The sequence below is a fragment of the Hymenobacter setariae genome (assembly GCF_007713685.1).
GTDB lineage: Bacteria > Bacteroidota > Bacteroidia > Cytophagales > Hymenobacteraceae > Hymenobacter > Hymenobacter setariae.
Map to the genome: position 1 here is coordinate 157658 of NZ_VMRJ01000001.1, position 25448 is coordinate 183105.

The window sequence follows — 25448 nt, forward strand, 5'->3', positions numbered from 1 at the left end:
CGTGCAGCCAGCTGATAGGGCGGTGCACTTTTTTTACCAACAGGCAGCAGTGGCTCGCGCACCGGGTCACTGCTGTCATTTTTGGGTTTCTTTTGACTTTTCCTAAGCTTTTTTTTCGCCTGCCCGTGCTGTTGGTGCTACTAGCCTGCTGGTTAGGAGCCAGCACGTCTGCGCAAGCGCAGCGCCGCCGGACTTCGAGAGCCAAATCAACTAGGACGCGCAGCAAGGATTTTTTTAAGGCACGCACGCCTACCCTGCGTTACGTGCGGCCCGATACCACCACCATCATTGAGACGGAAGAGCTGCCCGATGACAGGTCGGACGCTGCCAAGTCTATCTTCAACCCGGCGCGCAAGCTGAGTATCGTGAGTGAAGACACGACTACCCTCAACGAGGGTGGGCAAGAGATAGTCGAGATGTCGGATGAAGTACTCATTGACTCGTCGTGGGTGCGGGTGGCCGGTTACTACTCTATTTGGGACACGCATAACATCAACCCATACCGGGTGGATGGCCGCCGCATTCGCGATACTATCAATCTGAAGCTAGTAGACCCAGTGCGCCAGCATTATGCTAAGATGCCATTGGTGAAGACGCCTATTACCTCCGGCTTCGTATTTCGGTGGGGGCGCTGGCACTTTGGGGTGGACCTAGACCTAGAAACCGGCGACTCGGTACGGGCGGCATTCGATGGCGTTATCCGCATCAGCAAGTGGGACGGAGGCGGCTACGGCAATTACCTATTGGTGCGCCATTATAATGGTCTAGAGACCCTTTATGGTCACTTGAGCAAACCATTGGTGCCGGTAGGTACTTTCGTCAAAGCTGGCCAAATAATAGGCCTAGGGGGCAGCACCGGGCGTAGTACAGGCTCGCACTTGCACTTTGAGGTGCGCTACGAGGGCAATCCTATCAATCCCACGCTGGTTTACAACTTCCCTGGTTATCAGCTGCGGAGTGATAATTTCACCATTACTTCGGCACTATTCAACTACTACAGCCGTGCCCTGCGGCGCGGGCGTAGCAGCAGTGCCAGCAGCCGTGCGCCAGAGCCCACTGCTGCTCGGCGCGTGGTACAGCACCAGATACGCTCGGGCGATACACTTTCGGAAATAGCCGACCGCTACGGAGTGCGCGTGAGCACACTCAAGCGGCTCAATCCTAGCCTAGGAAATACATTGCGGCCCGGTAAAAAGCTGCGTATCAAGTAAGCTGCAGAGGCCGACTGGTTTTTCTGGAGCAGCTTCACAGGGATTCCTGGCGAGACGGTAGTTGGGTTTGATTGTTTGTTAACTAACGCGTAGTAGTGTGATTAAGCTGGATGTATTAGCCCTTGGGGCCCACCCCGACGATGTAGAAATGTCGTGCTCTGGCACGCTACTGGCAGCAGTAGCTGTGGGCAAAAAAGTAGGCATCGTAGACCTGACACGGGGCGAGCTAGGTACCCGTGGTACACCCGAAACCCGCGCTGCCGAGTCGGCAGCGGCTAGCAAGATATTGCAGCTCAGCGCTCGTGAAAACCTCGGGTTGCCCGATGGCTTTTTTAAAAACGACCGCGAGCACCAGTTGCCACTCATTGCGGCCATTCGGCGCTACCAGCCCGAGGTGGTGCTTTGCAACGCCATTAATGACCGGCACCCTGACCACGGGCGCGCTGCTCAACTGGCTACCGATGCTTGCTTCTTGAGTGGGCTGCGCATGATAGAAACGCTGGATGAAAACGGTCAGCCCCAGGCACCTTGGCGCCCTAAGAATGTATACCATTACATTCAGGACCGGCAGCTGCCAGCCGATTTTGTGGTTGATATCACCCCGTACTGGGCGGGCAAGTGGGCTTCTATAACCGCCTACGGCACCCAGTTTTATAACCCTAGTGCTGACCCAGCGGCGCCCCAGACTTACTTGTCGGGGCAGACGTTCTCACACTTCATGGAGGCCCGCGCCCGCGAGTTTGGGCACCTGATTGGGGTAGAGTTTGGCGAAGCTTATACCGTGGAGCGGCCCGTAGGCGTGCGGGAAATAGGCGACCTGATATAAAAGCAAAGCGACCTAAGAAAGGGACCTAGGCAGTGTAGAGGCGAGTTGCTACTCCTACACTGCCTAGGTCTCTTTTGCAGATAGAGCCAAGCTCTTACACCAAGCTTAGTACGCGGTCGGCATTGCCATAAGCCAGCTTTGCGATGTCGGCAGGCGGTAGCTGTAAGCCAGCTAAAAACTCGTGGCCCGGTTGATTGGGCGCATACGGGTAATCGACTGAAAACAAAATATTGTCTAGCCCAAAGGTGGCCAGTGCTGCCTCTAGCGGTGGGCGTGTGAAAATGCCACTGGTGGTGATGTAGACTTGGTCGCGTAGGGTCTGGCTGATACTGCGCGGCAGCTGCGTCTCATCGGCGGGCATAGCCATGTCGGCGCGGGCTATCATCACGGGCAAGGTCTCACCCATATGGCCGATGATAAGCCGCAGGCGTGGGTAGCGCTCCAGCGTGCCACTCAAGATGAGGCGCAGCACATGGATGGCCGTTTCGGCATGCCAGCCAAACCCCGCCATGCTCAGGCGTTCACCTAGGCCATTAGGCAGGCGCTCGTAATACACACTGCGCACCGGCGCGGGCGGCACGCCGGGGTGCAAGTACAGCGGCACGCCTAGGTCTTCGGCCCGCGCTAGCAGGGGGGCAAACTGTGGGTCGTCGAGAAACAAACCTTGCGTGGTACCATTTATCATTGCCCCGCGAAACTGGTGCTCGCGTACAGTGCGCGCTAGCTCGTCGGCTGCCGCGGCTGGGTTGGTCATGGGCAGATGCGCAAAGCCAAAAAAACGGTCGGGGTGCTGCGCAATAGCCGCCGCCAGCCGGTCATTATACTCGCGGGCAAATGCGAGGCTTTCAGCAGGTGGCAGCAATTCGGCCCCGGGCCCCGACACGGAAAGCACTTGGATAGTAATGCCAGCCTCGTCCATGAGGCGTAAACGCTCGGGGCCTATTTCGGCTAGTTTTTGTTGTTGCTCGTGCACCGGCGAGTGCGGATTAGCATCGGAGGGCCAGCCCGCTTGCTGGCGCACCGCTAGCGGGATGCGATTGACCATGTCGGGAAAGCCAATATGTTCTTCGAGCGTGACAATACGCTGAGGCAAAGGTTGGGCGGGCATGAGCGGAGCTGAGATAGAATAATGCGTGGCTCAACGCAAGGGGCTCAGTCCGAGTTATGGAGGGGGTTATTATCCCATACCTAACTACCCTAGGCGATTTTGTACAACTCTTGGCTTGCGCGCAGGCCACACGCTTAGCCAGAATTAAAGAGTATGGCGTTAGGCAGAAATACTCTTCTACGTCAGCGTAGGGTGGCATGAGTTGGGTGCTCAACACGTGCCCTAGGGGGTAGCGCCAGCGCTCGAGGCCCCCGAACGGTGAATTTTCATGGCCTAGGTAGTGTAGGCCGCCTGGCTACTGGGCACTATGCCGCAAAGATGCGCGTTAGGCCCCGCCACCCGCTGTACCTTTGGCTTCTGAATGCCGCTCCTTCGTTTTTTAAGTTTCTGGTTTTTGCTGGCGCTGACGGCCCTGTCGCTGCCCGCACAAACGCCGCGCCGCCCGGCCACCAAAGCGCCCGGGGCCCCAGCCACCGCTGCTACCCCCGCCAAAGGCACACCCGTGCAACTGCTGCCCGGCACCCGCGAGCTCCAAGGCGGCGTCTTCAACGGCGTGAAAATCCGTAAGCTGCTGGGCAACGTCAGCTTTAAGCAGGAAGACACCTTCTTGTACTGCGACTCGGCCTATCAATACCTAGACCGCAATGAAATTGAGGCCTTTAGCAACGTGCGTATCATCCAGAATGATACCGTTACTATTAACGGCGACCGGGGCTTCTACGATGGCGACCGCCGCACGGCCCGCATGACCGGCAACGTGGTCATGCACGACCCGCGCATGACACTCACCACCTCGGTGCTTGACTACGACCTAACGCGCCAGACGGCTTACTACACCACCGGCGGCCACCTCACCGACCCGCAAAATACCCTCGATAGTCAGCAGGGCTTTTACGATACGCGCAGCAAAGTTTTTGTTTTTAAGCGAGATGTGCACCTCGTTTCCACTGATGTCAAGGGCAGTCAGACCGACTTGCGCAACGATACGCTGACGTTTAATACTATTTCCAAAATAGCTTATTTCGACGGCCCTACCCGTATCAAAGGTCCGCAGGGCAACCTCTACGCCGAGAAAGGTGTGTACAACACCATTACCAGGGTATCCAATTTTCAGCGCAACGCCAAGATTGAAACGCCCAACTACCTGCTAGGTGGCGACCAGCTGGTGTACGACGAGGGCAAGCTCTACGGCGTAGCTACGGGCCACGTCACGCTTATCTCGAAGAAGGACAACCTCTTGCTGCGCGGCGATGTGGGCCGCTATTGGCGCGCCCTCGGGCGTACCAAGCTCTATGGGAGTCGGCCGGTGGTGCGTAATATTTCGGGCCGCGATACACTGTATTTGGCCGCCGACACGCTGCTGAGTGTGGAGTCGCGCCCTACCAAAGTCAACCAGCGACCCATCCTCTATGCGTGGCCCAAGGTGCAGATTTTTCGGGGTAACCTGCAGGGGCGTTGCGACTCGCTAACCTACGACCGGCAAGACAGCATCATTTATCTCAACCGCGACCCCATCCTGTGGCAAGCTCACAACCAGATGACGTCCGATTCGATGGAAATTCGGCAGAAGCGCGGCCAGATTGACCAGGTGCGGATGTTTGCCAAAGCCTTCGTGATAGGGGAGGACACGCTGCATAATTTTAACCAGGTAAAAGGGCGTAACATTCTAGCGTATTTTAAGCAAAACCGCGTTAACCGTATCGATGTGCTTGGCAACGCCGAAAGCCTCTACTATGCGCTGGATGGCGATACGGTAGTAACGGGGGTGAATAAATCGCTCTCGGCCACCATCCGGCTAGCCTTTGCAGATGGTAAGATTAAGACGCTCAGCATGCTGGCCAATCCGGATGCTACATTTATCCCGCCGCACGAGCTTAAGGAAGACGATACCCGCCTGAAGGGTTATCGCTGGCGACCCACCGAGCGGCCCACGCGGCGCACTGTGTTTGGCAAGCACTTCGCCAGCGACATTAAGGCGAAAAAACCCAGGGCCAAGCCTAAACCTACCAAAATCAAGGCTAAACCCGCCGCTCGCAAGCGCTCCGCGCAACCTTCTAAGAAGCCTGTTGCACCAGCCAAAGCACCGGTGAGTGCAACCAAGCGCTAGGCACTGCAACTCTTAGGGGCAGTTCGGCGGAACGCAACAGTGCGCGCCCATCGTTTTCCTCGTACCTTTGTCTTTCGTATGCGATTTTCCCGTCTTATTTCTGCCGCGCTGCTGGCCAGCACCCTTTCGCTAGGGGCCTGCACGGGCTACCAGAAGCTGCTTAAAAGCACCAACGTCAACGAGAAGTACGAGGCTGCTATTAAGTACTACGACAAGGGTGACTACTTCCGGGCAGGTACGCTGCTGGAAGAAATGATTCCTTTGCTCAAAGGCCGGCCCGAAGCAGAGAAGGCGCAGTTTTACTTCGCCAACACCAACTTCATGCAGCGCAACTACGTGCTGAGCGCCTATTACTTCAAGCAGTTTACTGACACGTACCCCAACTCGTCGTACACCGAGCAAGCCAACTTCTTGCGGGCTAAGTCGCTGTTCCGGGATTCGCCTGGCTACCAGCTCGACCAGACCAATACGGTATCGGCGCTGGAAGTAATTCAGGATTACCTGAATACGTATCCGACTAGTGAATTTCGCGCTGAAGCGGAAAGCATGTCGCAGGAACTGCAGAAAAAGCTAGAGAACAAAGCGTTTCAAAGCGCAAAGCTCTACTACTCCTTGCGTTACAATCAGGCGGCTGTCACGGCCCTAGGTAACTTCAACCAGCAGTATCCAGCTTCTGTATTTGCCGAGCAGGCTGACTTTTTGCGGCTCACGGCGCAGTACGCTTGGGCTAAGGAAAGCATCGAAAGCAAGCAGCGCGAGCGCTTTATGGATGCAGTAGCCATTTACCAGCACTTCATCGACACCTATCCGCAGAGCAAGAGCCTACACGCGGCTCAGACGATGTACGACGATAGCCGCGCCGAAATCGAACGCCTCAAAAGCCTCCCGGCCGACCCCACAGCTGCCAACTAACGATTACCAGTCGGTTGGTAATGGATTAATTACCAGTAATAACTGACCGGTAACAACTTACCAGTAACAATTAACATCTCCATGAAGACTCCCGCTTCTGCCTCCATCATCACCCGCAACCTGGCCGACATCACCACGGATAAAGGCAACGTTTACGAGGCGATTTCTATCATCTCGAAGCGCGCCAACCAACTGTCGGTGAAGCTGAAAGAAGAGCTCAGCGAAAAGCTGGCCGAGTTTGCCACTACCGTTGATAACCTCGAAGAAGTGTTCGAAAACCGTGAGCAGATTGAAATCAGCAAGCAGTACGAGCGCCAGCCCAAGCCCACCAGCCAAGCTATCGAAGAGTTCATTGCAGGCGAACTGCACTACGAAACTCCCGAGGTAGCGCCCATCGTTATTCCTCGCGAGCTGTTCTAGGCTTGAGTAGCGTGCTTCGTGCCGGGTGCCTAGGTTTGTGTTCCTTTACGAGCCCATGACAACCTCAGCTACCAGCCTCGAGCCCCACGCTTCATTGCAGAACCGCCGCTTGCTCCTAGGGGTCAGCGGTAGCATTGCGGCCTACAAAGCTGCCCCGCTAACCCGCCTGCTAGTGAAAGCCGGCGCGGAAGTGCAAGTAATTCTGACCGAAGCAGCTACGGCCTTCGTTACACCGCTTACCCTAGGTACTCTCTCCAAAAAGCCCGTCTTGACGGGCTTTTTGCGTGATGCGGCCAGTGGGCAGTGGCACAACCACGTCGAGCTAGGGCTGTGGGCCGAGGCCCTCGTGATTGCGCCAGCTAGCGCCAACACCATCGGTCAGCTTGCCAATGGATTGTGTCCTAATCTGCTCAGTGCTGTGTATTTGTCGGCGCGCTGCCCGGTGTTTTTGGCCCCGGCCATGGACCTGGACATGTACGCGCACCCGGCCGTGACGCAAAATTTGCAGCGCCTACGCTCGTTCGGTAACCATATTTTTGACTCGCCTAGCGGCGAACTAGCCAGCGGCTTGGCCGGACCAGGCCGCATGCTGGAGCCCGAAGAAATAGTAACTGAACTAGCGCAGTTTTTCGCGCAGCGCTAGCATGCCGCCAGTGGAAAAGAGCAATAGACTACTACGAGCGATTGCTTAGTGGTAATTATTAATTGAAAAGATGCACGTTCTTCTTACGGCGGGCCCTACCTATGAGCCGCTCGACCCAGTGCGCTTCCTAGGTAACCGCTCAACGGGTAAAATGGGCTATGCGCTGGCCGACGCCTTTGCTGAGGCGGGGGCTAACGTAACGCTCATCAGCGGACCCGTGCAGCTGGCGGCGCCAGCCAGCTCCCGCATTCGCACGGTGCGGGTCGAAACTGCGCAGCAGATGTATGAGGCCGCCGCGCAGGTAGCGTCCGCGGCCGATGTGTGGGTGTTCGCCGCGGCTGTGGCTGACTACCGGCCCGCGGTAGTAGAGCCCGAGAAAATTAAAAAATCCGGCGAAACGCTCACGCTAGAGCTGGTCAAGAACGTGGACATTGCTGCCACGCTCGGTCAAACCAAGCGGCCTGAACAATTTGCGGTAGGTTTTGCGTTGGAGACTACGAACGAGCTGGCGCATGCCCTAGGCAAGCTGCAGCGCAAAAACTTCGACCTAGTCGTGCTTAATTCTTTGCGCGATGCGGGCGCCGGCTTTGGCCACGATACCAATAAAGTATCGGTGCTAGACCGCGCCGGCCAGGTGCTTAACTTTGAGTTGCAAGCTAAAACCGACCTAGCCCGCGAGCTAGTGCAGCTCATTCAGTCCCGATTTGTTATTTCCCATGCGTAACGTATTCACGGTGTTGGCCTTGCTACTGGGGTTGCTGGCCGCGTGCCCTGTCCAGGCTCAGGAGCTAAATGCCGACGTGCAGGTGTCGCTTCAAAACGTAACCATCACCGACGCCACGCTGGTAAACCAGATGCAGGCCGAGATGCGCCGCATCTTAAACGAAACCCCCTGGACGCGGCTCACCTACGGCCCCAATGAGCGTATCAACCTGCGCATGTTCGTAGGCATTACCGCTATTCCGCAGAACGGCACCTACGTGGCTACGATGCGCCTGATTGCGACGCGCCCAGTGTACGGCACAGGCTACGAAACCAACGTGCTGAGTCTCAACGACCGCAATTTTATTTTCAACTTCTCACCGGCCGCGCCTATTTCGTTTATTCCGGGTAGCAACACCTTCACGAGCAACCTGGCCTCGCTGCTAGGCTTCTACGCTTACCTGGTTATTGGTACCGACCAAGACACGTTTGCACGCCTAGGGGGCTCGCCGTACTACGACCAAGCGCGCCTGATAATGCAGTACTCGGCAGGCCAGACCACAACCACTGGTGAAACTGATACCGGGTGGACTGATTCAAGCCCCACCAATCGCTACTGGTTGCTTAATAACCTTACCGACCCGCAACTTGAACCTTTCCGCACCAGCCTTTATGCTTATTACCGGCAAGGGATGGATATGTTCATCGAGAAGCCGGGCGATGCCCGAACCTCAATTATGGAAGCGCTGAGCGCTATTCAGAAAGCCAATGTTATCCGGCCGGGTACGCTGTTCGTGCGCGCCTTCTTTAATGCGAAGGCTGATGAGATTACCAACATATTCCGCACCGGCACTCCTGAGCAGAAGCAACAGCTTGTCACCATGCTCAGCGATGCCGACCCCGATAACCTAGCAAAGTACCAGACGCTGTTAAGACCTTAAATTCATTTAACAATTACCATTTGATAGTTGACAGCCATTTCTTGTCGGCTCAACGTTAGCTGTTGAATGATAATTGATTGTTGTTAAATGACGCTATGCTACTCGATTTACGTATCCAGAATTATGCTCTTATTGAGCAGCTAGAGCTGCGGCCCTCGCCGCTGCTCAATATTATTACCGGCGAAACGGGGGCGGGCAAATCTATTATGCTCGGCGCCATTGGGCTGCTGCTCGGCAACCGGGCCGACTCGCGCATGCTCTTCAACACCGAGCGCAAGTGCGTGATTGAGGGACAGTTTGATATCAAAAACTATCAGTTGCAAGATATTTTTGAGTCGGAGGACCTAGACTACGACGCGCAGTGCATTCTGCGGCGCGAAATCAGCCCCTCAGGCAAGTCGCGGGCCTTCGTCAACGATACGCCAGTGACGCTGGAAGCCTTGCGTAAGATTGGCGCGAACCTGATGGATATTCACTCGCAGCACGATACGCTGCTGCTGGGCGATGCCGTATTTCAGCTCAACCTGCTCGACCTTTACGCCAATCTGGTGCCGACCCGCACGCAGTACGGCAATGCCTACCGCCAATACCGCCGGCTCGAAGCCGACCTCAAGACCCTGGAAGACCAGGCTGCGCAGGCTAGCAAAGAGTTGGATTACAACAGTTTCTTGCTGAGCGAGCTGGAAGAAGCCAATCTCGATAAGGAAGACCAGGAAGCCCTGGAGCAGGAGGTAAAGCAACTAGAGCACGCCGAAGAAATTAAGTACAAGCTCAGCCAGGCTTTGCACGGTCTGCGCGACAGCGAGTACTGCGCTACCGGCAATATGAAAGATGCGGCGGTGCTCCTAGGTCAGGTAGCAGGCTACTCCGACGCCTTCAAGGACCTGAAGCAACGGCTCGATTCATGCCTCATTGAATTGCATGATGTGGCCGACGAGGTAGAGGCCGCCGAGCGCCGCACCGAGGGCGACCCTGGCCGCGCTGAGGAGCTGCAAGCCCGCCTCACGGTACTTTACAACCTGCAGCGCAAGCACCAGCGTCGCGATGTGCCCGGCCTGCTCGAAACCCGCGAGGACCTGCGCCAGAAAGTAGGCTCGGTGCTGAACTTAGACAAGGAAATAACGCGCCTGCGTAAAGATTCGGACGCCGCCCTGGCCCAAGCTACTAAGCAGGCCGCCCGGCTGTCGGATAGTCGCCGCAAGTCGTTCCCGAAGTTTGAGAAAGAGCTCAGTACGTTGCTGGCCGACCTTGGCATGCCGCACGCACGCATCGTGGTGGAGCACAAAATCGGCCCCCTAGGGGCTAGTGGCTCCGATGTAGTGAGCATCTTGTTTACGGCTAATAAGGGCGCGCAACCTCAAACGCTGAGCAAAGCCGCTTCGGGCGGTGAGTTTTCGCGCTTGATGCTGTGCATCAAGTACATGTTAGCTGATAAAACGGCCCTGCCTACGATAGTATTTGACGAAATCGACACCGGTATCAGCGGCGAAATCGCGGTGAAGGTGGGCCGCATGATGCAGCAAATGGCTCACAAGCACCAGCTGGTGGCCATTTCGCACTTACCGCAAATGGCCGCGGCTGGCGACACGCACTACTTCGTGTACAAGGAAGACCGCGCCGACCGCACCGTGAGCCGCATCCGGCAATTGAGCCAAGACGAGCGCATTAAGGAAATAGCCCACATGATAGCCGGTGCCAAACCTAGCGAAAATGCTTTCCAGAGTGCCCGCGAATTACTGGCGCTACGCGGCGAAGAGCTGGTAGGGTAGAAGCTGATAATCAGTCGGCTGCCATGCCGATAAAGGAAGCCTCTTATCAGGGTGACGAACGGTAGTTCGGCTCTGGCAAGAGGCTTCCTTTATCGGCATGGCAGCTTAGTGTACTTTTGTGGGGCTAACCCTGACTATTCTCATGTCCCACAACCTCCTCGCCGGCAAAGTCGGCATCATCTCCGGCGCCCTCAACTCGCAGTCTATCGCCTGGAAAGTCGCCCAGAAAGCCCATGCCGAAGGGGCCCGCATTGTGCTCACCAACGCGCCGCTGGCCATGCGGATGGGCGAAATCAAGGCCCTAGCCGCCGAAATCGACGCGCCCATCATTCCGGCCGATGCTACGTCGATGGAAGAGCTCGGCACGTTGTTCACCGAAGCTCAAGCGCACTTTGGCGGCAAAATCGACTTCGTGCTGCACTCGATTGGCATGAGCGCTAACATCCGTAAGGGCAAGAGCTACGGCGACCTCGACTATAAATTTTTCCAGCAGACGCTGGACGTATCGGCGCTGTCTTTTCACAAGATGATGGCCGTTGCCGAGAAGCAAGACGCTCTCAATGAGTGGGCCAGCATCGTGGGCCTGAGCTACATCGCGGCTCAGCGCGCCTTCCTCGATTACACCGATATGTCGCAAGCCAAAGCGGTACTTGAAAGCATCGCCCGCAGCTACGGCCAGCGCCTAGGTAGCCTCAAGAAGGTGCGCGTGAACACCATCTCGCAGTCGCCAACCAAGACTACGGCTGGTACCGGTATCAGCGGCTTCAACGCATTTTATGAGTATGCCGACAAAATGGCGCCGCTTGGCAATGCGCCCGCCGAGGCCTGCGCCGATTACTGCGTGTCGCTCTTCTCGGACCTCACCCGCTTCGTGACCATGCAAAACCTGATGCACGACGGCGGCTTCAGCAGCGTGGGCATCTCGGAGGCCATTGTGGATGCTATCACCAAGGCATCGGCCGAGTCGGCCCAATAAGCGGTACCTAGGGTGCTAACAAAGAAGCCCGGCTGGATAAGCCGGGCTTCTTTGTTTTTAATGCTCTCCTCTGTCATGCTGAGCTTGCGAAGCATCTTCTCACATCTGGACTAACCTAGCGTGAGAAGATGCTTCGCAAGCTCAGCATGACAGAAGGGAAGGAGCGAGTGCTACTTCGAGCGTTCGTCGCCATCTACCGGCTCGCCTTGCTTATGCATTTGAGCGGCTACTAGGCTGTCGGGTAAGACGTTGCTGATGGCGGCCTGTACTTTGTTCATGAAGCCGGAAACTACTTTGTCTTTGCCAGCCATCAGCGCCTCGTAGCCATCCTTGGCCACGTCGGCGGGGTCGGCCTTGCTGCCTTCAGCCACGAGCTTAGCGCGCTCCATGCTGGCTTTGTTAAAGAAGTCAGTATCCGTTACGCCTGGCTCTAGGATGGTGAGGGTAACGCCACTTTCCTTGGTTTCTTCGCGCACAGCTTCGGTGAAGGACGTGATGAACGCCTTCGTGCCGTGGTACACTGCTTGGAGCGGCCCCGGAATTTCGGCCCCTAGACTCGACACTTGCAGGATTTTGCCACTCTGGCGAGTTACCATCTCTTGCAAGTAGAGCTTGGTAAAAATAACGTAGGCCCCAATGTTTAGCTGGATAATATCTAGCTCACGGTTGATGTCAGTAGTGGTGAAGGCACCGTATTGGCCCTGGCCAGCATCATTCACCAGCGCGTCTATTTGAATGCCTTGGGCCTTTATTTCGTCGTAAACGGCAAACGGCGCTTGGGGCTCAAAGAGGTCTTTGGCAATGGTTTTGACCTGCACGCCGTACTGCTGCTGTAGCTCGGCGGCGGTTTGGCTCAGCTCGTCTTGGCTGCGGGCCACGAGTACGAGGTTGTACTGGTCTTGGGCAAAAAGCTTGGCTAGCTCGCGGCCGATGCCGCTGGTGCCGCCCGTAATGAGGGCGTATTTCTGTTGGTCTGCCATGGTAGAATGCTAGGAGAAGGAAGAACTTTGCTTAGGCTAACGAGGCCAGCGAAAGGGGGTTATTGCCGTGCTTTAGGCAAAGAGGAGGTTAAAAGCTCGTTTCTGGCTACCTAGGTGTGCCTGTCGCTGAACCTTAAGATTGAGGCAAAGCACGTAGCTTTAGGCGCTTGAAAGCAGGCCACTGGAGCCAGCGTTTCGGCCTTTACTTTCGCTCGTTCTATGTTTTTCTCTTCTTCTCGCCGCCCCAATTTTTTGCATCTAAGTGCTTTAGGCCTGGCTACCGCGTGGCTCGCGGCGGGCTGCGCCACGCATCCGGCGGGCACTGCCGCTAAGGCGAGCGCCGGCTACCTCGTGTACGTGGGCACCAATGTGACTTCCGACCAGGAGAACACTATCTATGTCTACCGGCTCGACGCCAGCACGGGTGCCCTCACGCCAGTGAGTGCCCAGAAGGGCGGCGCGCAGCCTACTTACTTAACCATGGACGCCAGCCACCGCTACCTATACGCGGTGAGTGAGACGCAGTCGTTTCAGGGGCGAGCTAATAGTGGCGGCGTAAGTGCGCTAAGTATCGACCAGCGCACGGGTGCCCTTACCATGCTTGACCAGCAGCCCTCGCTGGGCGCATCGCCGTGCTACATCAGCCTCGACCGCACGGAGAAAAACGTGTTGGTGGCCAACTACTCGACCGGCAACGTAGCTATGTTGCCCCGGCAGGCCAACGGCCAGGTAGCCGCACCCAGCGATAGCGACCAGCACCAGCCGCCCCTAGGTCCGCACAAAAACCAGGATAACCCGCACGCGCACTGCATCGTTACCGACCCGGCCAACCGCTACGCCTTTGCTGTGGACCTAGGGACTGATAAGGTATATAGCTACCGCCTCGACCCCGCGCATGGCAAACTTGGGGGGCCTGGCACGCCCGCTTTCACGGCGCAACCGGGTACTGGGCCGCGTCACCTCGTCTTTCACCCTAATGGCCGCTGGGCGTACCTAGAAAACGAACTGAACTCGACCGTGACGGCGCTCAGCTACAATACCACGGCGGGCACGTTCCAAGAAATTCAAACTCAGACTACAGTGCCAACCGGCTTCACGGGCGACAATACTGGGTCCGATGTGCACGTGTCGCCCGATGGGCGGTTTGTGTACACCTCTAACCGTGGCGATAATAGCATTGCCGTTTTCGCGGTAGATGGCAGCAGCGGCCGCCTCACGCTGGTGCAGCACGTGAGCACGCAGGGCAAAACACCGCGCAACTTTGCTCTCGACCCAAGCGGGCGCATTCTGCTAGCAGCTAACCAAAACTCGGGTAACGTTTTTACCTACACAGTTGACAAGCAAAGCGGTAAGCTAACCCCCACGGGCCAATCGGTGCAATTACCCTCGCCCATGTTTGTGCAGGTAGTGCCTGACTTTACGAAGTAAATAACCCTAAAAAAACGCGTGTCATGCTGAGCTTGCGAAGCATCTTATCACATAAGGTTCTAACCTGATAAGATGCTTCGCAAGCTCAGCATGACAATCATTTTTTAGAAAGCTGGCTGCTTAGTCAGCTTCTGCTGTCGGCAGTAGGGCCAACAGTTCATTTTCCGAAATGATGGGCACTTTCAGCGTGGTCGCCTTTTCACGCTTGGCGGGGCCCATGTTTTCGCCAGCCACGAGGTAGCTCAGTTTTTTGGAAATAGAACCCGTTATTTTGCCGCCGTGCTGCTGAATGAGTTCTTGCAGCTGCTCGCGGCTGTAGTTCTCAAACACGCCCGAGAGCACGAAGGTGAGGCCGGCCAGGCGGTCGCTCACGGCTTTAGGGGGCTCGCCGGTTACTTCGAGGGGCACGGCGGCGGCTTGCAGGCGCTGCACTAGGTGCTGGTTTTCGGGCTGCTGGCTCCAAAGCGCCAGCGAGTCGGCAATGACGCCGCCAACCTCGGGCACTTCGGCCATTTCCTTGGCCGAGGCGGCCATGATGGCCGCCATATTGCGGTAGTGCTGCGCCAGCTTCTGGGCCACCGTTTCGCCCACGTAGCGAATACCTAGGCCAAATAGTACGCGCTCAAAAGGTACCGTTTTACTTTTCTCGATACCAGCAATGAGGTTGTCTATCGACTTTTCGCCTAAGCGCTCTAGCCCGATAAGCTCGGCCCGGCGCTGGGGTAGGTCGTAGATGTCGGCCGGCGTTTTTACCAGCCCTAGGTCGAAGAATCGGCCTACGGTTTCAGCTCCCAGGCCATCAATGTTCAAAGCTTTGCGCGATACATAGTGCTCCAAGCGGGCCTTGAGCTGGGGCGGGCAGCCGCGCTCGTTGGGGCAGCGGTAGTGGGCCTCGCCCTCGGGGCGCACCAGCGGCGTGCCGCAGGCTGGGCACTCGCTGGGGTAGCGGATGGGCTCAGCCCCCGCGGGCCGGGCGGCGAAGTCTACGCCGGTAATTTTCGGGATAATCTCGCCGCCTTTCTCCACAAATACCATGTCGCCAATGCGCAAGTCAAGCAGCGCTATTTGGTTGGCGTTGTGCACGCTAGCGCGCTTTACGATGGTGCCAGCCAGCGGTACGGGCGTGAGATGGGCCACCGGCGTCACAGCGCCGGTGCGACCTACGTTGTACTCGATACGCAGCAGTTCGGTGCGGGCCGCCGCTGCGGGGTATTTGTAGGCAATGGCCCAGCGCGGGCTCTTGGCGGTGAGGCCGAGCTGGTCTTGCTGGCGCAGGTTATCTACCTTGATGACAATGCCATCAGTATTTACGGGCAGCTCAAACCGCTTCTGCGCCCACTCGTGGATATAGTCGAGCACCTCCTGAATATTAGCGCAGCGCCGCCAGGTGGGCGACACCGGCAGGCCCCAGGCTGCGGCGGCCTCTAGGCTTTCGCTATGGCTAGTGAAGTGCCGGCCCGGCGTGAGCACCGAGTAGGCATAGAAGCGCAGGCGCCGGGCCGCCACCAGGGCCGAATCTTGCAGCTTGAGGGCGCCGCTGGCCGCATTGCGAGGGTTGGCCAGCAGGGCTTCGCCGTTTTGCTCGCGCTCCTGGTTGAGGTCGTTAAAGACCTGATTGGGCATGAACACCTCACCGCGCACCTCTACATCGGCCGGAAAATTAGCGTGTAGGTGCAGCGGCAGCGTGCGGATGGTGCGCACGTTGGCCGTCACTACGTCGCCGCGGGTGCCGTCGCCGCGCGTCACGCCTTGCTGCAGTTCGCCAGTGGCGTAGTGCAGGCTCATGGCCACACCGTCAAACTTTTGCTCGCACACGTAGCTGTAGGGCGCGCCTTCGAGGCCGCGCTGCACACGCTCGTCAAACTCGCGCAGGTCGTCTTCCGAGTACGTGTTGCCCAGGCTCAGCATGGGGTAGCGGTGCTGGGCGGTGGCAAACTGCTTGGTGATGGTGCCGCCCACGCGCTGGGTGGGTGAGTTGGGCTGGGCTAGGTCGGGGTAGGCCTTTTCGAGCTGGTTCAACTCAGCCAGCATGGCGTCGAACTCTTGGTCCGATACCTCCGAAATATCGTGCTGGTAGTATTGATTATTAAGATGATGTAGGCGCTGCGTAAGCTCCTGAATGCGTTGTTGCGGGTCCATAAGGCAGAGGTGGGAGAAGCCGGTTGGCTATACTGCGAGAAACGAAAATAGAACGTCCGTCATGCTGAGCTTGCCGAAGCATCTGGACTGGCTTGCTAGAGTATTATTCCTAACGTAACCAGCCCAGATGCTTCGGCAAGCTCAGCATGACGGACGTTTTTCAACGATTTGACAAGTGGCCCTAGGCCATGGCCGGGCGGAAAGCGGGCACTACGAGCGTCGAGCCACCTTGCTTCTGCTGGGCATCTTGCCGGCCTTCTTCTTCGGTGCGGGCGGGCGGCGCGTTCTCATCGCGCTCGGGGTCACCCTGCGATTCTTTCATCTCGGTAGGGATGATGGGCTCAGCGGGCGATTTGGGTAGGAAGCGGGCGAGTAGCAGGATGGCGATGGTAGCGACAGCAAACCAGGTGAAGAACTTCATGGTAAAAGGGAATAATAGGCAGAACCCGATGAGGACGGCAAAAATACGCCTCTAGCCGCAACGGCAACCCCGGGCCGGCGGTTGCGTTTGGGTTTTTCAAAAGTTTGCTGCTTGCTTTGTGTCCGTGCTGACCAGCTTGGACCTAACCTAGGGTTCGCTTTTAGCCGCTTGTTTCTTCCCCACTCGCCTAATTACTCTTTCTTCTTATGGCTGACCAACCTTCTTGGGCCGAAACGGCCGCTTCGCTGCTCACGCGCCTCTCGGGCGGCATCGAGCTCAACTGTGGCTTCGACCAAATGGAGCTGCAAGTACCCAACCAGCAAAACCCCGCCGGCCCACCCGCTACCTGGCGCCTCAACGGTACCCTGCGTATTCGCACCAAGGGCGATGCCCCTGCCAATGGCCTGAGCATCAGTGCTGCTCCAGTCGTTTCGCCGGTGCCCGACCCCAACCACCCGCGTGGCTAGGGGGCTTGAAGTAGAGGCCCGGCTGGTGCTGACCTGGCCAGGCGGGCACGAAATACAACTCGCCGCCTCCGGCTCTTACCTCATCTTGAATGTGCCGAGTCAGCAGGTGCTCGATATGATTACGAGCGGCCCGCCGCAGCCGCCCGGGGCTCCCAAGCGCCCCAAGCCTAAAATTGACCCCTTGCAGCAATTGCATGACCTAGCCCGCACCCTAGGGCTGGTGCTCGACCTGCGGGTGGCCGGCAAGACCCACGTCACCTTCGGCTTGCCCGACCGCACTAGCCCCAAAATCACCCTTAATGCTGTGCTAGGTAAGATTGGGTCATTCTTTCGCTAGCCCGCCTAGGGGCGCCGCGGCCTGTTAAAGCGCTATGGGCAGAAAAGTAGCAGAAAAATTAGCGTTAACTGGCTAGAACTGGCAACTTAACCTCTAGGCAAAAGCTTTATGACTAGGCAGAGCGTTGGCTTTAAGCAGTAGTTAAGTGCAGGCCTGCTAGTTTTTTCACTCGTCGTGTATTTTTTCCTTGAAAACGCCTGATAATGAACGCCGCAACCAGGTAGGAGCGGGGCGCCAGCCCGCTGGAAGCTCAGCTTTTGCGCGCATCGAGCGTGTGCCGCCGCTACTCATGATGTTTTACTTGGCCTTGCTAGGTATTGGCGTGCTGTTTACGGGGCTCGTGACGATGTACATCTTCACGCGGCTCAAGGATGGCGGGGTGCTGAGTGGGCACCCGTTTCCGCGTTATTTCTCGCTCAGCACGATTGTGTTGCTGGTGTCATCGCCCGTAATAGCGCAGGCTCGGCGCCTCTACCGCGCCGACGACCTGCCCAACCTAGCTCGCTGCCTGGGAGCCACGCTGCTGCTAGGTAGCATCTTTTGCGGCTTGCAGTTAGCCGGTTGGCGCGAACTGTCGCAGCAAGGCGTTTTCTTTAAGGACGACCCAGCGGGCACCTACGTGTACTTGATTTCGGGGGTGCACATCGCCCACATAGTAGGTGGCATGCTTTACCTGCTGGCGCTGCTGCTGCGCACGCTGCACGCCGCCCGCGATGGGGTACGCACCCTAGTGTTTATTCGCAACCCATACCACCGCCGGCAACTGCAGGCTATCACCGTGTACTGGCACTTTGTGGATGTCATTTGGTTGGTGTTGTTCGCAGTGTTTCTGTTTATGTATTAGGTTGATTTATAATTTTTTATTTCAAGTATATTGAATTAGTAAATTAATAAGTTTACGCGCGTTTAATGCATGAAAAAGGCCACCTTAAAAGGTGGCCTTTTTTGTGCGGCTTAGTTAGCAGCAGACAGTTAAAAGGAGCCTAGGGCATGACTTCAACCCAGCCTTTGTAGCGTTGCCCAGTGGTGTAGGTGATGAGGTAATAATAGGTGCCGCCCACGCCATCGCCCGCCCAGCGGAAACTGCGGCTGTCCGACTCGTACACCTGCTGGCCCCAACGCGAGAAGATTTTGACACCCTTAAAGCGTGCATCGCAGAAGTCCGGTGGCAAATCGGCTAGGGTGAAAAACTGGTTTTTATCGTCGCCGTTGGGCGTGATAATGTTAGGCGGCAAAAACTCTTTAGCTACGGGTTGGGCTACCGCAAAGCGCACGGTACGCGTCTGGGGCTGGGCCCGGCAGGTGCTTTCCTGTAGTTGAAACGTAACCACCAGTTCATGCGCTTGGCCGTTGGTCACGCTCACCCCGTCGCAGGTGGGTAGCCAAGAGAAGGTGCCGCTGGCTTGGCCCGGTGCCCCGGCCGGCGCCGTGAAGCGCATGCCCACGTCGGCTAGATTAAAGCCTTGGCCCGTCGCGTTTAGTACAAGTACGTCCTTGTCACTGTCAGCCCCAGTTAAGCTGGCCATGTACGACTGACCTAGGGCCACCCGCACCAGCGGCGGGCCGCCCGCTGAGTCGGCTGGCAGCGTAGAGGTGAGCACGGGCGGCGCATTGCTATAGTCGACCACTACAGGAATAGTAATAGGTGGGGCCGCTTGGCGCACTCCGCAGGGCGTAACGGTGGTAGCCGTAAACACCAACTCGCTTACCTGGCCTGGTGGGTCAGTGACAGCTGGGCAGCCCACTGGCCAGTTGAAGCGGGCCGCACGCCGGGTGCCTACCTGGGCCTGTGCCGTGAGGGTGGCACCTAGGGCAGCGGGGGTAAAGCCATTGGCGCCGCTGAGCGCGTAGGTGATGGGGTCGCCATCGGGGTCGGTGGCCAGTAAGTCGAACCCTAGGGTTTGGCCCGGCCGCACGTGTAGCGGTAGGGTGGCGCCCGCTGTGCTAGTTAGGGTAGGCAAGCCGTTGGGGGTAGGTACAGCCAGCACGGCTACCCGCAGGGTATCGCGCTTGGGCAGCGCGCAGCCGTTGTCCGAGACGATGACGTCCAGGAAGTTAACTTTACCTTGGGTGTCGAGGCAATCGGGAAAGCAAAGCGTGGCTACCAGCGTATCGGGCTGGCCAGGGCTGTGTACCATCCCCGAAATGGTGCTCGAAAACGTAGGCAGCGTGCCAGTATAGTTGACGGAGCGCAGGCTGAGCGTGAGCATCGAGCTGGCGTCGGGGTCGGTGAAGCGTAGGCGCAGGCAACGTGAGCCACCGGGCACCAGGCGCAGCGTATCGCGGTCGGGGCGGTAGGGAGTGTTGCCGGTAGTGCCGGGCAGAGCCGTGACGCTGGGCGCCGTGTTGCGGGGGCAGGCCAGAACTTGTAGCTGAAAATCGCGGCGGGTTTCGCCGATTTTTATCCCACGGCGATACTCTTGGCAGCGCACCCCAAACACAAACAGTCCCACGCGGGTGGGCCGCACCGAGAGGCGGCCCGTGCGAGCGCCGATGGTAAGGGTGGGTGCCCCCGGCATCTGGTTACTGGCGCTCAGGCCTGCATTCCAAATAATGGGTACGTAGGGACCAGGTAGGGGAACATCGTTAGAGATGTTGGCTAGCGTAGGCTGAGCGGCCGTGGTATGCCCATTGAGGGGCGTCACCATATCGTACACCAGCGAGTCGCCATCGGCATCCTGGCCAGCAAAGTCGTAGTAAAATACCTCACCTACGCAGGCGTAGTCGGCCAGCGGCGGGAAAATGCGCGGCGTAGAGTCGCGGAACGGCTGCCCGCCACGAACCACGGCTGGAAACTCCAGGTAAAACGCCTGGGCTGCCGCGCCGGGGTTCACAATATTGCTGATGGCGTTGTTGCGGCAGCAGCGCTCCACGGCCACGTAGTAGCCCTGGGTGCTGTTGTAAATGTTGGCCGGCAGCTGCAGCAGATTGCGATTGCGATACACAAGCTGCCGGGTACTGAGGGACCCCACCGCGCAGGCCGGCGAGGTGTAGCTAACAAACGTGTTATTGACCAGGTCAAGCGTGACAATGGTCACTAACCGATTGTTCGACTTATCAAAAATGCCCGCTGTAAACGAGTTGTCCAGCGCCCCCGGATTGCCGTTGATGGCATCGAAGTACAGGTTCATTGAGAGCTGGTAGGTATCGCCCTGCACGTACTGCAAGTCTAGCTCGCCGCCCACGATGTGCGTGGCCCAGGCTGGCGCCGCGCTCAGCCACAGCAGCAGCCACAGCACCGCACGCCGGCTGGCACAGTGCCTAAGTGTATGTCGAAGGAAAGTAAAGGGTAGCACCATAGACCTGAGGGTGGAATAAACAAACGCCTAGGTAGCTCGCCGAGCAGCCAAGGTGCGTAAACACCATAATTGCTCGCGCGAATTGTTACCAATTGCAGCGTAGTAAATTTAAGCTAACCCAGGCATTTAGCGCTGTTGGAAGTTGAATTTTCTGCAGCTTTTATTGCCCTTCTCGGTGGTATACATTTCGCCTCCAGAAGGCTGGCTTTTTCGCGCAGGGACGCTGTGGCAGCGCATGCAAAGCCCTAGGTTAGGACAACCCTAATCTTACTCACAAAACGGCTAGTCGGCTACTGCCAATAGGTAGCGATGCGGGCGCGAGTATCCGCATCCGGGGCGGGGGCGTCCAGCAGAGCTGTCAATAGCTCCTCAAACGACTTGGGCGCGGTAAAATGCGACTCGCGCACAGGATTACTGCTGAGCCGAATAAACATCGGCTGACCGTTTACGCTGACCAAATCAAGCGTTATCAAGCCATAGCGCTGGTCGCAGCGGCCGCACTCGGCGCAGTCAGTAGGGTTAGGCTTAAAGAGCTGCTTGTGTACCGTTTCTTGGTGCTGCTCGTGGCGGCGTTGGCGCTGGTCGTGGCAGGCACGGTGGTAGCCGAGCGCCGTTACGCGCTCGCCCAGCAACTCGTAGAGATGCCCAAAATTGCCTGGCCCAATGCTGGAGTCATAAAACAGCAGCGCACCCTGGCGGCCTTCTTCGCGCAGCAGCTCCACGCGCAGGCCTCGCTTGCCGCCAGCTCCGCCCTTGCGCAGGTGGTATGCCTTATAATAAGGCGCCAGCCAATTGCGGTATACCTCTTCTGCCACCCAGCGGGCATGCTGCTGCGCTTGCTCGGGCGTGGGCACCCGGGCAGGCTGCCAAGTGGCCGCCGCCGCATCGGCGCCTGCGCGCCGCCCAAAAAGCTGTTGGAGGAAGTGTATCACCCTTGCTAAAACCGATAAGCCGGACTGCCGAGAAAACACCACCTAGGGCAAATAGTTTCGGCCTGGGAGGGGCTATCAACAAAAAACAGCGCCTTTTCCGGGTGGAAAAGGCGCTGTTTTTAATAGGGTAGCTAGGAATTTGGTGAGGCTATTTTACCCGTGTCCAGGTCTGCGACTTGCCAATGAGCGAGAAGCCAATGTAGCCCTTCACCTCCATGGTATTGGCGCTTTCCATCTTCATGTAGCACGAATAGGTTTTGCCGCTCTCGGGGTCGTATATCTTACCGTTATCCCACTTATTGTCACCGTCATAGCTAAAGCCTTCCATGAATACAAGGCCTAGGCGCGGGCGGGTGCGCAGCTTGGGCTCGGGATTTTTGGTGTCGAGTTTGGGCTTGCCGGTTTCGGGGTCATTGGGCACGGCCAGGGTTACGAGCTTACCGCAGAGCTTATCGCCACATTTATAGATTTCGAAGGTGGCTTTCTTTTCGGCATTCGTCCAGATGCCGAGCGGCGAAAGAGTTTGGGCCTGGGCCGACTGGGTGGCTACTCCCAGCCAGAGCGCCAGCAGTAGCAACAATGATTTGTACATCGTGAAAGAGCGGGGAAATAAGAAGTTGGAAAGAAGGGCAAGCTAAGCTAAAAAATTCGCTTCCCAGTGTCTATTGGCAATTTTGCGGCCAGCTTTCATTTAACCCTCACACATAAATGAGAACCCATTTCTAAAAATAATAGCCTTGACTTTCAGCCTACTGCTGCATTTAGGTCCCCTAGGCCCCTAAAATACCCGGAAAAGCTTTGAACCTATGGCCCGGCAATTAACTTTACCTATCAGTAGCGAGTGCTACGGCCCCCTTCAAGCAGCCCTAAGGTGCTGGGAAGCGCGATGGGGGTTATGTCGAACGTAAAGAAAGGAGGTACAAAATGTCTAGTAGTCCCAACCAAATCCTGCCGAGCCTGTCCAATGTAGTACGCGTCACCGCCGTACTCGCCTAACACACAGCTCGGCGGAGGGCACTGCGGTATCGCGGCTCCCTTTCGTTGGACAGGTCTTACTGTGAGACGTCGGCGCTGTACCCCAGCGAAGCCGCTCGGTAAGATTTGAAGGATTAGATGCCCGGTTGGCCCGATGGCGTTCGCAAGAACGCCGGGGCCGACCGGGCATCGCTCTTTTAGGCCAAGAGCAATTAGCAAGGAGCAGAGTCGTCTTTTAGCTTACTCATAGTTCCTTATTAATTGCTCAGTAAACTACAAAACCCGGCGCACTTGCATAAAGCGCTGCTCGTAGCCGCTGCCCTCCACTTGGCTGACTTTGACGCCCGACTCGCGCCGCGCCGAGGAAGAGTGTACAAAGCGCAGCGGCGTCTCGCCTAGGTCCGAAATAACAATGCCAGCGTGGCCCGGCGTAGTGCTGCCCGGCGCCGTGCCCGTGAAGACGACGATGTCGCCGGGCCGGGCCTGAGCGCGGGGCACCGGCCGGCCCACCCCAATGAGCAGGCTGGTAGAGTGGGGCATGTCCACGGCAAAACGGCTAAACACAAACCGTACAAAGCCCGAGCAGTCGAAACCCGTACTAGGGCTGCTGCCAGCGTAGCAATAGTTAGTGCCGAGCTGCGCCAGCGCAAACCGAACTACGCTATCGGCCCGCACGGGACGCGGCACTGATGCCGGCCGCCGCTCGACCACCGCCAGGATGGGCAGCGCCGCTCGCTGGGAAGTAGGCGCTGCTGCCGGGTGCTGGTAATGCCAGCCAAGGGCGAACACCGCCGCGAGCAGCGTACCAAAAAGTAGCCAGATAAAGCGCATAAGCAAGCTAAACGAGGGGATAGTGCCCAGCCTAACGCCTAGGGGACGGCTGGGGTTCGCAGGCGCTTTGGGTTGGCGTAGCCCGGTGCGAGTCGTTTCTTTGTAGGTATGCTAAAAACCGCTTCTGCTTTAGGCCGCGCCACGTTGGTGCTAGGCCTGCTGGCGGCCGTTCCCGTGGCCGCACAAACCAAGGTTAAAACCAAAGTAAAAAAGGGGACTACCACGGCCACGGCGGCGCCCGCCGACAAAGGCAACGCCAGCCTGCGCTACACCCTAGCCATGCCCGCACCCCAAACCCACTACTTCGAGGTGAAAATGGAGCTGCGGGGCTTCGACCGCGAGTACACTGACATTAAAATGCCCGTGTGGGCGCCCGGCTCGTATTTGGTGCGCGAGTTTGCGCGGCACGTCGAGCGCCTGCAAGCCACGGCAGGCGGCCAGCCGCTAGCCGTAGAGAAACTTGATAAAAATACCTGGCGGGTGCGCCACCCCAAGCAAAGCAACTTCCAGGTGAACTACGGCGTGTACGCCTACGAGCTAAGCGTACGCACGAGCTACATCGACGCCGACCACGGCTTTGCGCTCGGCAGCAGCATCTTTATGTACCCGGCCGGCTACAAGGACCTAAGCAGCCAGGTAACGGTGCAGCCCGCCGCGGGCTGGAGCACAGTGAGCACTGCGCTGCGCCCAGCCGCAGGCATGCAGAAGTTCACGTACCAGTCGGCCAACTACGACGAGCTAGCTGATTCGCCGATTGAAGTAGGTAGCCAGAAAGTGCTGAACTTCACGGCTAATAACACACCGCACCAAATGGCCATGTTTGGTCCGTTTACCGCCGATGAGCCGCGCCTGCTGGCCGACATGAAGCGCGTGACGGAAGCAGCTCAGCGCGTGGTGGGCCAGAATCCGCTCGACCACTACCTCTTTATTGTGCACCACACCGAAGCCGGTGGCGGGGGGCTCGAGCACCTCTACTCGACCACCCTAGGTGCCCGGCCAGGCACGTATAGCTCGGAAGTAGGCTACAAGAATTTCATGCGCTTGGTGGCCCACGAGTACTTCCACCTCTGGAACGTGAAGCGCATCCGGCCCATCGCCCTTGGGCCGTTTGATTACGACCGTGAGAACTATACCCATATGCTGTGGGTGAGCGAAGGCCAAACCGAGTACATGGCCAACCAGATAACCCAGCGGGCGGGTTTCTACACACCGCAGGAGTATTTCGACATTTTGGCGGGCGTGATTAGCGGCGTCGAAAACCAGCCCGGCAACAAGTTTCAGCCGGTGGCCATGTCGAGCTTCGACGCCTGGATTCGGGGCTACCGGCCCGACGAAAACTCGAAGAATTCAGAAATCAGCTACTACGACAAAGGGGAGCTGGTAGGCATGGTGCTCGACCTGATGATAGTGCAGGCCACCAACGGCCAGAAGCACATCGACGACGTATTCCGCTTGCTTTACGACAAATATTATAAAGGTCTGAAGCGCGGTTTCACCGACCAGGAGTACCAGGATGCCGTGGCCGAAGTGGCTGGCCGCCGCTACGACGATTTCTTCCAGAACTGCGTGTACGGCACCCGCACCCTCGACTACGCCACGGCCCTCGGCTACGTGGGCCTAGGAATCACGAGCGCCCCGGCTAGCCCCAATGGCAGCCTAGGCGCCACCATCGCCAGCCGCGGCGGCCGCTTCGTGGTCACGTTTGTGAAGCGCGATGGTGTGGCCTGGAACGGCGGCCTCAACGTGAACGACGAGATACTGCAGCTCAACGGCGCTGCGCCCACCGAGGACGCCCTCCGGCAGGCCATTCTGTCTAGCCCCGCCAGCACTACTCTCAAGCTGCAAGTGAAGCACGGCGCCCAAACCCACGACCTCAACCTGACCCTGGCGCCCGACCCCGACCGCAAGTACCAGATTCAACCCCTGGCCACTGCCACGCCCGACCAGCAACGCCTACTGGCCAAATGGCTAAGCAAGTAGCCTAGGTAGCCGTTCTGGCTGCTACTAACAAAAAGCCCCGACCT

At 57.7% G+C, this 25448-nt stretch carries 23 protein-coding genes; 15 read left to right on the top strand and 8 right to left on the bottom strand.

Annotation, left to right across the window (positions count from 1 at the left end; genetic code table 11):
- Nucleotides 1–92 precede the first annotated feature (92 nt).
- The gene (locus FNT36_RS25885) at nucleotides 93–1211 is read left to right on the top strand and encodes a M23 family metallopeptidase (RefSeq protein ID WP_317129586.1); all 1119 of its coding nucleotides are present in this window, start codon (nucleotides 93–95) and stop codon (nucleotides 1209–1211) included.
- 100 nt (nucleotides 1212–1311) lie between these two features.
- Nucleotides 1312–2037 (top strand): bacillithiol biosynthesis deacetylase BshB1, encoded by a 726-nt coding sequence (bshB1, locus tag FNT36_RS00635; protein ID WP_144845586.1) that lies wholly within the window; start codon nucleotides 1312–1314, stop codon nucleotides 2035–2037.
- 94 nt (nucleotides 2038–2131) lie between these two features.
- Here bshB1 and FNT36_RS00640 read toward each other — a convergent pair whose 3' ends face one another.
- Nucleotides 2132–3145 (bottom strand): amidohydrolase family protein, encoded by a 1014-nt coding sequence (locus FNT36_RS00640; RefSeq protein ID WP_144842946.1) that lies wholly within the window; start codon nucleotides 3143–3145, stop codon nucleotides 2132–2134.
- A gap of 361 nt (nucleotides 3146–3506) precedes the next feature.
- On the opposite strand from FNT36_RS00640, the gene FNT36_RS00645 reads away from it, so the two are divergent.
- From FNT36_RS00645 to FNT36_RS00680, 8 genes are all read left to right on the top strand, one after another.
- The gene (locus FNT36_RS00645) at nucleotides 3507–5252 is read left to right on the top strand and encodes an OstA-like protein (RefSeq protein WP_144842948.1); all 1746 of its coding nucleotides are present in this window, start codon (nucleotides 3507–3509) and stop codon (nucleotides 5250–5252) included.
- 78 nt (nucleotides 5253–5330) lie between these two features.
- Nucleotides 5331–6164, top strand: coding sequence for an outer membrane protein assembly factor BamD (locus FNT36_RS00650; RefSeq protein ID WP_144842950.1), 834 nt, complete (start codon nucleotides 5331–5333; stop codon nucleotides 6162–6164).
- An 81-nt stretch (nucleotides 6165–6245) separates the two neighbouring features.
- A complete protein-coding gene (locus FNT36_RS00655) occupies nucleotides 6246–6584 on the top strand; it encodes a DNA-directed RNA polymerase subunit omega (protein ID WP_144842952.1) in 339 nt (112 codons plus the stop codon).
- 55 nt (nucleotides 6585–6639) lie between these two features.
- Entirely contained in the window at nucleotides 6640–7227 is a 588-nt protein-coding gene (locus FNT36_RS00660; RefSeq protein WP_144842954.1) for a flavoprotein, read from the top strand.
- A 70-nt stretch (nucleotides 7228–7297) separates the two neighbouring features.
- On the top strand, nucleotides 7298–7951 hold the full coding sequence (locus FNT36_RS00665) for a phosphopantothenoylcysteine decarboxylase domain-containing protein (protein ID WP_144842956.1): 654 nt from the start codon (nucleotides 7298–7300) through the stop codon (nucleotides 7949–7951).
- Nucleotides 7944–8870 carry a type IX secretion system protein PorD gene (gene porD, locus FNT36_RS00670; RefSeq protein WP_144842959.1) on the top strand — a complete coding sequence of 309 codons (927 nt, stop codon included), beginning with the start codon at nucleotides 7944–7946 and terminating at the stop codon, nucleotides 8868–8870. The genes FNT36_RS00665 and porD overlap by 8 nt, the downstream gene beginning before the upstream one ends.
- 95 nt (nucleotides 8871–8965) lie before the next feature.
- On the top strand, nucleotides 8966–10639 hold the full coding sequence (recN, locus tag FNT36_RS00675; protein ID WP_144842961.1) for a DNA repair protein RecN: 1674 nt from the start codon (nucleotides 8966–8968) through the stop codon (nucleotides 10637–10639).
- 142 nt (nucleotides 10640–10781) lie between these two features.
- The gene (locus FNT36_RS00680) at nucleotides 10782–11615 is read left to right on the top strand and encodes an enoyl-ACP reductase FabI (RefSeq protein ID WP_144842963.1); all 834 of its coding nucleotides are present in this window, start codon (nucleotides 10782–10784) and stop codon (nucleotides 11613–11615) included.
- 170 nt (nucleotides 11616–11785) lie between these two features.
- Here FNT36_RS00680 and FNT36_RS00685 read toward each other — a convergent pair whose 3' ends face one another.
- Nucleotides 11786–12595 carry an SDR family NAD(P)-dependent oxidoreductase gene (locus FNT36_RS00685; protein ID WP_144842965.1) on the bottom strand — a complete coding sequence of 270 codons (810 nt, stop codon included), beginning with the start codon at nucleotides 12593–12595 and terminating at the stop codon, nucleotides 11786–11788.
- 219 nt (nucleotides 12596–12814) lie between these two features.
- On the opposite strand from FNT36_RS00685, the gene FNT36_RS00690 reads away from it, so the two are divergent.
- Complete coding sequence (locus FNT36_RS00690) at nucleotides 12815–14023, top strand: lactonase family protein (RefSeq protein ID WP_144842967.1); 1209 nt, start codon at nucleotides 12815–12817, stop codon at nucleotides 14021–14023.
- A 120-nt stretch (nucleotides 14024–14143) separates the two neighbouring features.
- Here the strand turns inward: FNT36_RS00690 and ligA are convergent, their stop codons facing one another.
- Together ligA and FNT36_RS00700 are read right to left on the bottom strand one after the other, a co-directional pair.
- Nucleotides 14144–16162 carry an NAD-dependent DNA ligase LigA gene (gene ligA, locus FNT36_RS00695; RefSeq protein ID WP_144842969.1) on the bottom strand — a complete coding sequence of 673 codons (2019 nt, stop codon included), beginning with the start codon at nucleotides 16160–16162 and terminating at the stop codon, nucleotides 14144–14146.
- Nucleotides 16163–16343: 181 nt separating this feature from the next.
- Entirely contained in the window at nucleotides 16344–16583 is a 240-nt protein-coding gene (locus tag FNT36_RS00700; protein WP_144842971.1) for a hypothetical protein, read from the bottom strand.
- 206 nt (nucleotides 16584–16789) lie between these two features.
- On the opposite strand from FNT36_RS00700, the gene FNT36_RS00705 reads away from it, so the two are divergent.
- The 3 genes from FNT36_RS00705 to FNT36_RS00715 all read left to right on the top strand — a co-directional run bounded on the left by FNT36_RS00705 (nucleotide 16790) and on the right by FNT36_RS00715 (nucleotide 18231).
- Nucleotides 16790–17050, top strand: a complete 261-nt coding sequence (locus FNT36_RS00705; RefSeq protein ID WP_144842973.1) for a hypothetical protein — start codon at nucleotides 16790–16792, stop codon at nucleotides 17048–17050.
- Complete coding sequence (locus FNT36_RS00710; RefSeq protein ID WP_144842975.1) at nucleotides 17043–17387, top strand: hypothetical protein; 345 nt, start codon at nucleotides 17043–17045, stop codon at nucleotides 17385–17387. The genes FNT36_RS00705 and FNT36_RS00710 overlap by 8 nt, the downstream gene beginning before the upstream one ends.
- Before the next feature lie 187 nt (nucleotides 17388–17574).
- Nucleotides 17575–18231: a cytochrome c oxidase subunit 3 gene (locus FNT36_RS00715; RefSeq protein WP_233635573.1), complete on the top strand. Its 657-nt coding sequence runs from the start codon at nucleotides 17575–17577 to the stop codon at nucleotides 18229–18231.
- Nucleotides 18232–18370: 139 nt separating this feature from the next.
- Here the strand turns inward: FNT36_RS00715 and FNT36_RS00720 are convergent, their stop codons facing one another.
- The 4 genes from FNT36_RS00720 to FNT36_RS00735 form a co-directional block, all read right to left on the bottom strand.
- Nucleotides 18371–20626, bottom strand: a complete 2256-nt coding sequence (locus FNT36_RS00720) for a T9SS type B sorting domain-containing protein (protein WP_233635574.1) — start codon at nucleotides 20624–20626, stop codon at nucleotides 18371–18373.
- A 350-nt stretch (nucleotides 20627–20976) separates the two neighbouring features.
- Nucleotides 20977–21618 carry a hypothetical protein gene (locus FNT36_RS00725; RefSeq protein WP_144842979.1) on the bottom strand — a complete coding sequence of 214 codons (642 nt, stop codon included), beginning with the start codon at nucleotides 21616–21618 and terminating at the stop codon, nucleotides 20977–20979.
- Nucleotides 21619–21766: 148 nt separating this feature from the next.
- Nucleotides 21767–22210, bottom strand: coding sequence for a DUF2147 domain-containing protein (locus FNT36_RS00730; RefSeq protein ID WP_144842981.1), 444 nt, complete (start codon nucleotides 22208–22210; stop codon nucleotides 21767–21769).
- A 656-nt stretch (nucleotides 22211–22866) separates the two neighbouring features.
- Nucleotides 22867–23424 (bottom strand): C40 family peptidase, encoded by a 558-nt coding sequence (locus FNT36_RS00735; protein WP_144842983.1) that lies wholly within the window; start codon nucleotides 23422–23424, stop codon nucleotides 22867–22869.
- A gap of 108 nt (nucleotides 23425–23532) precedes the next feature.
- Here FNT36_RS00735 and FNT36_RS00740 point away from each other — a divergent pair, with 108 nt between their 5' ends.
- Nucleotides 23533–25404 (top strand): M61 family metallopeptidase, encoded by a 1872-nt coding sequence (locus tag FNT36_RS00740; protein WP_144842985.1) that lies wholly within the window; start codon nucleotides 23533–23535, stop codon nucleotides 25402–25404.
- Nucleotides 25405–25448: the final 44 nt, after the last annotated feature.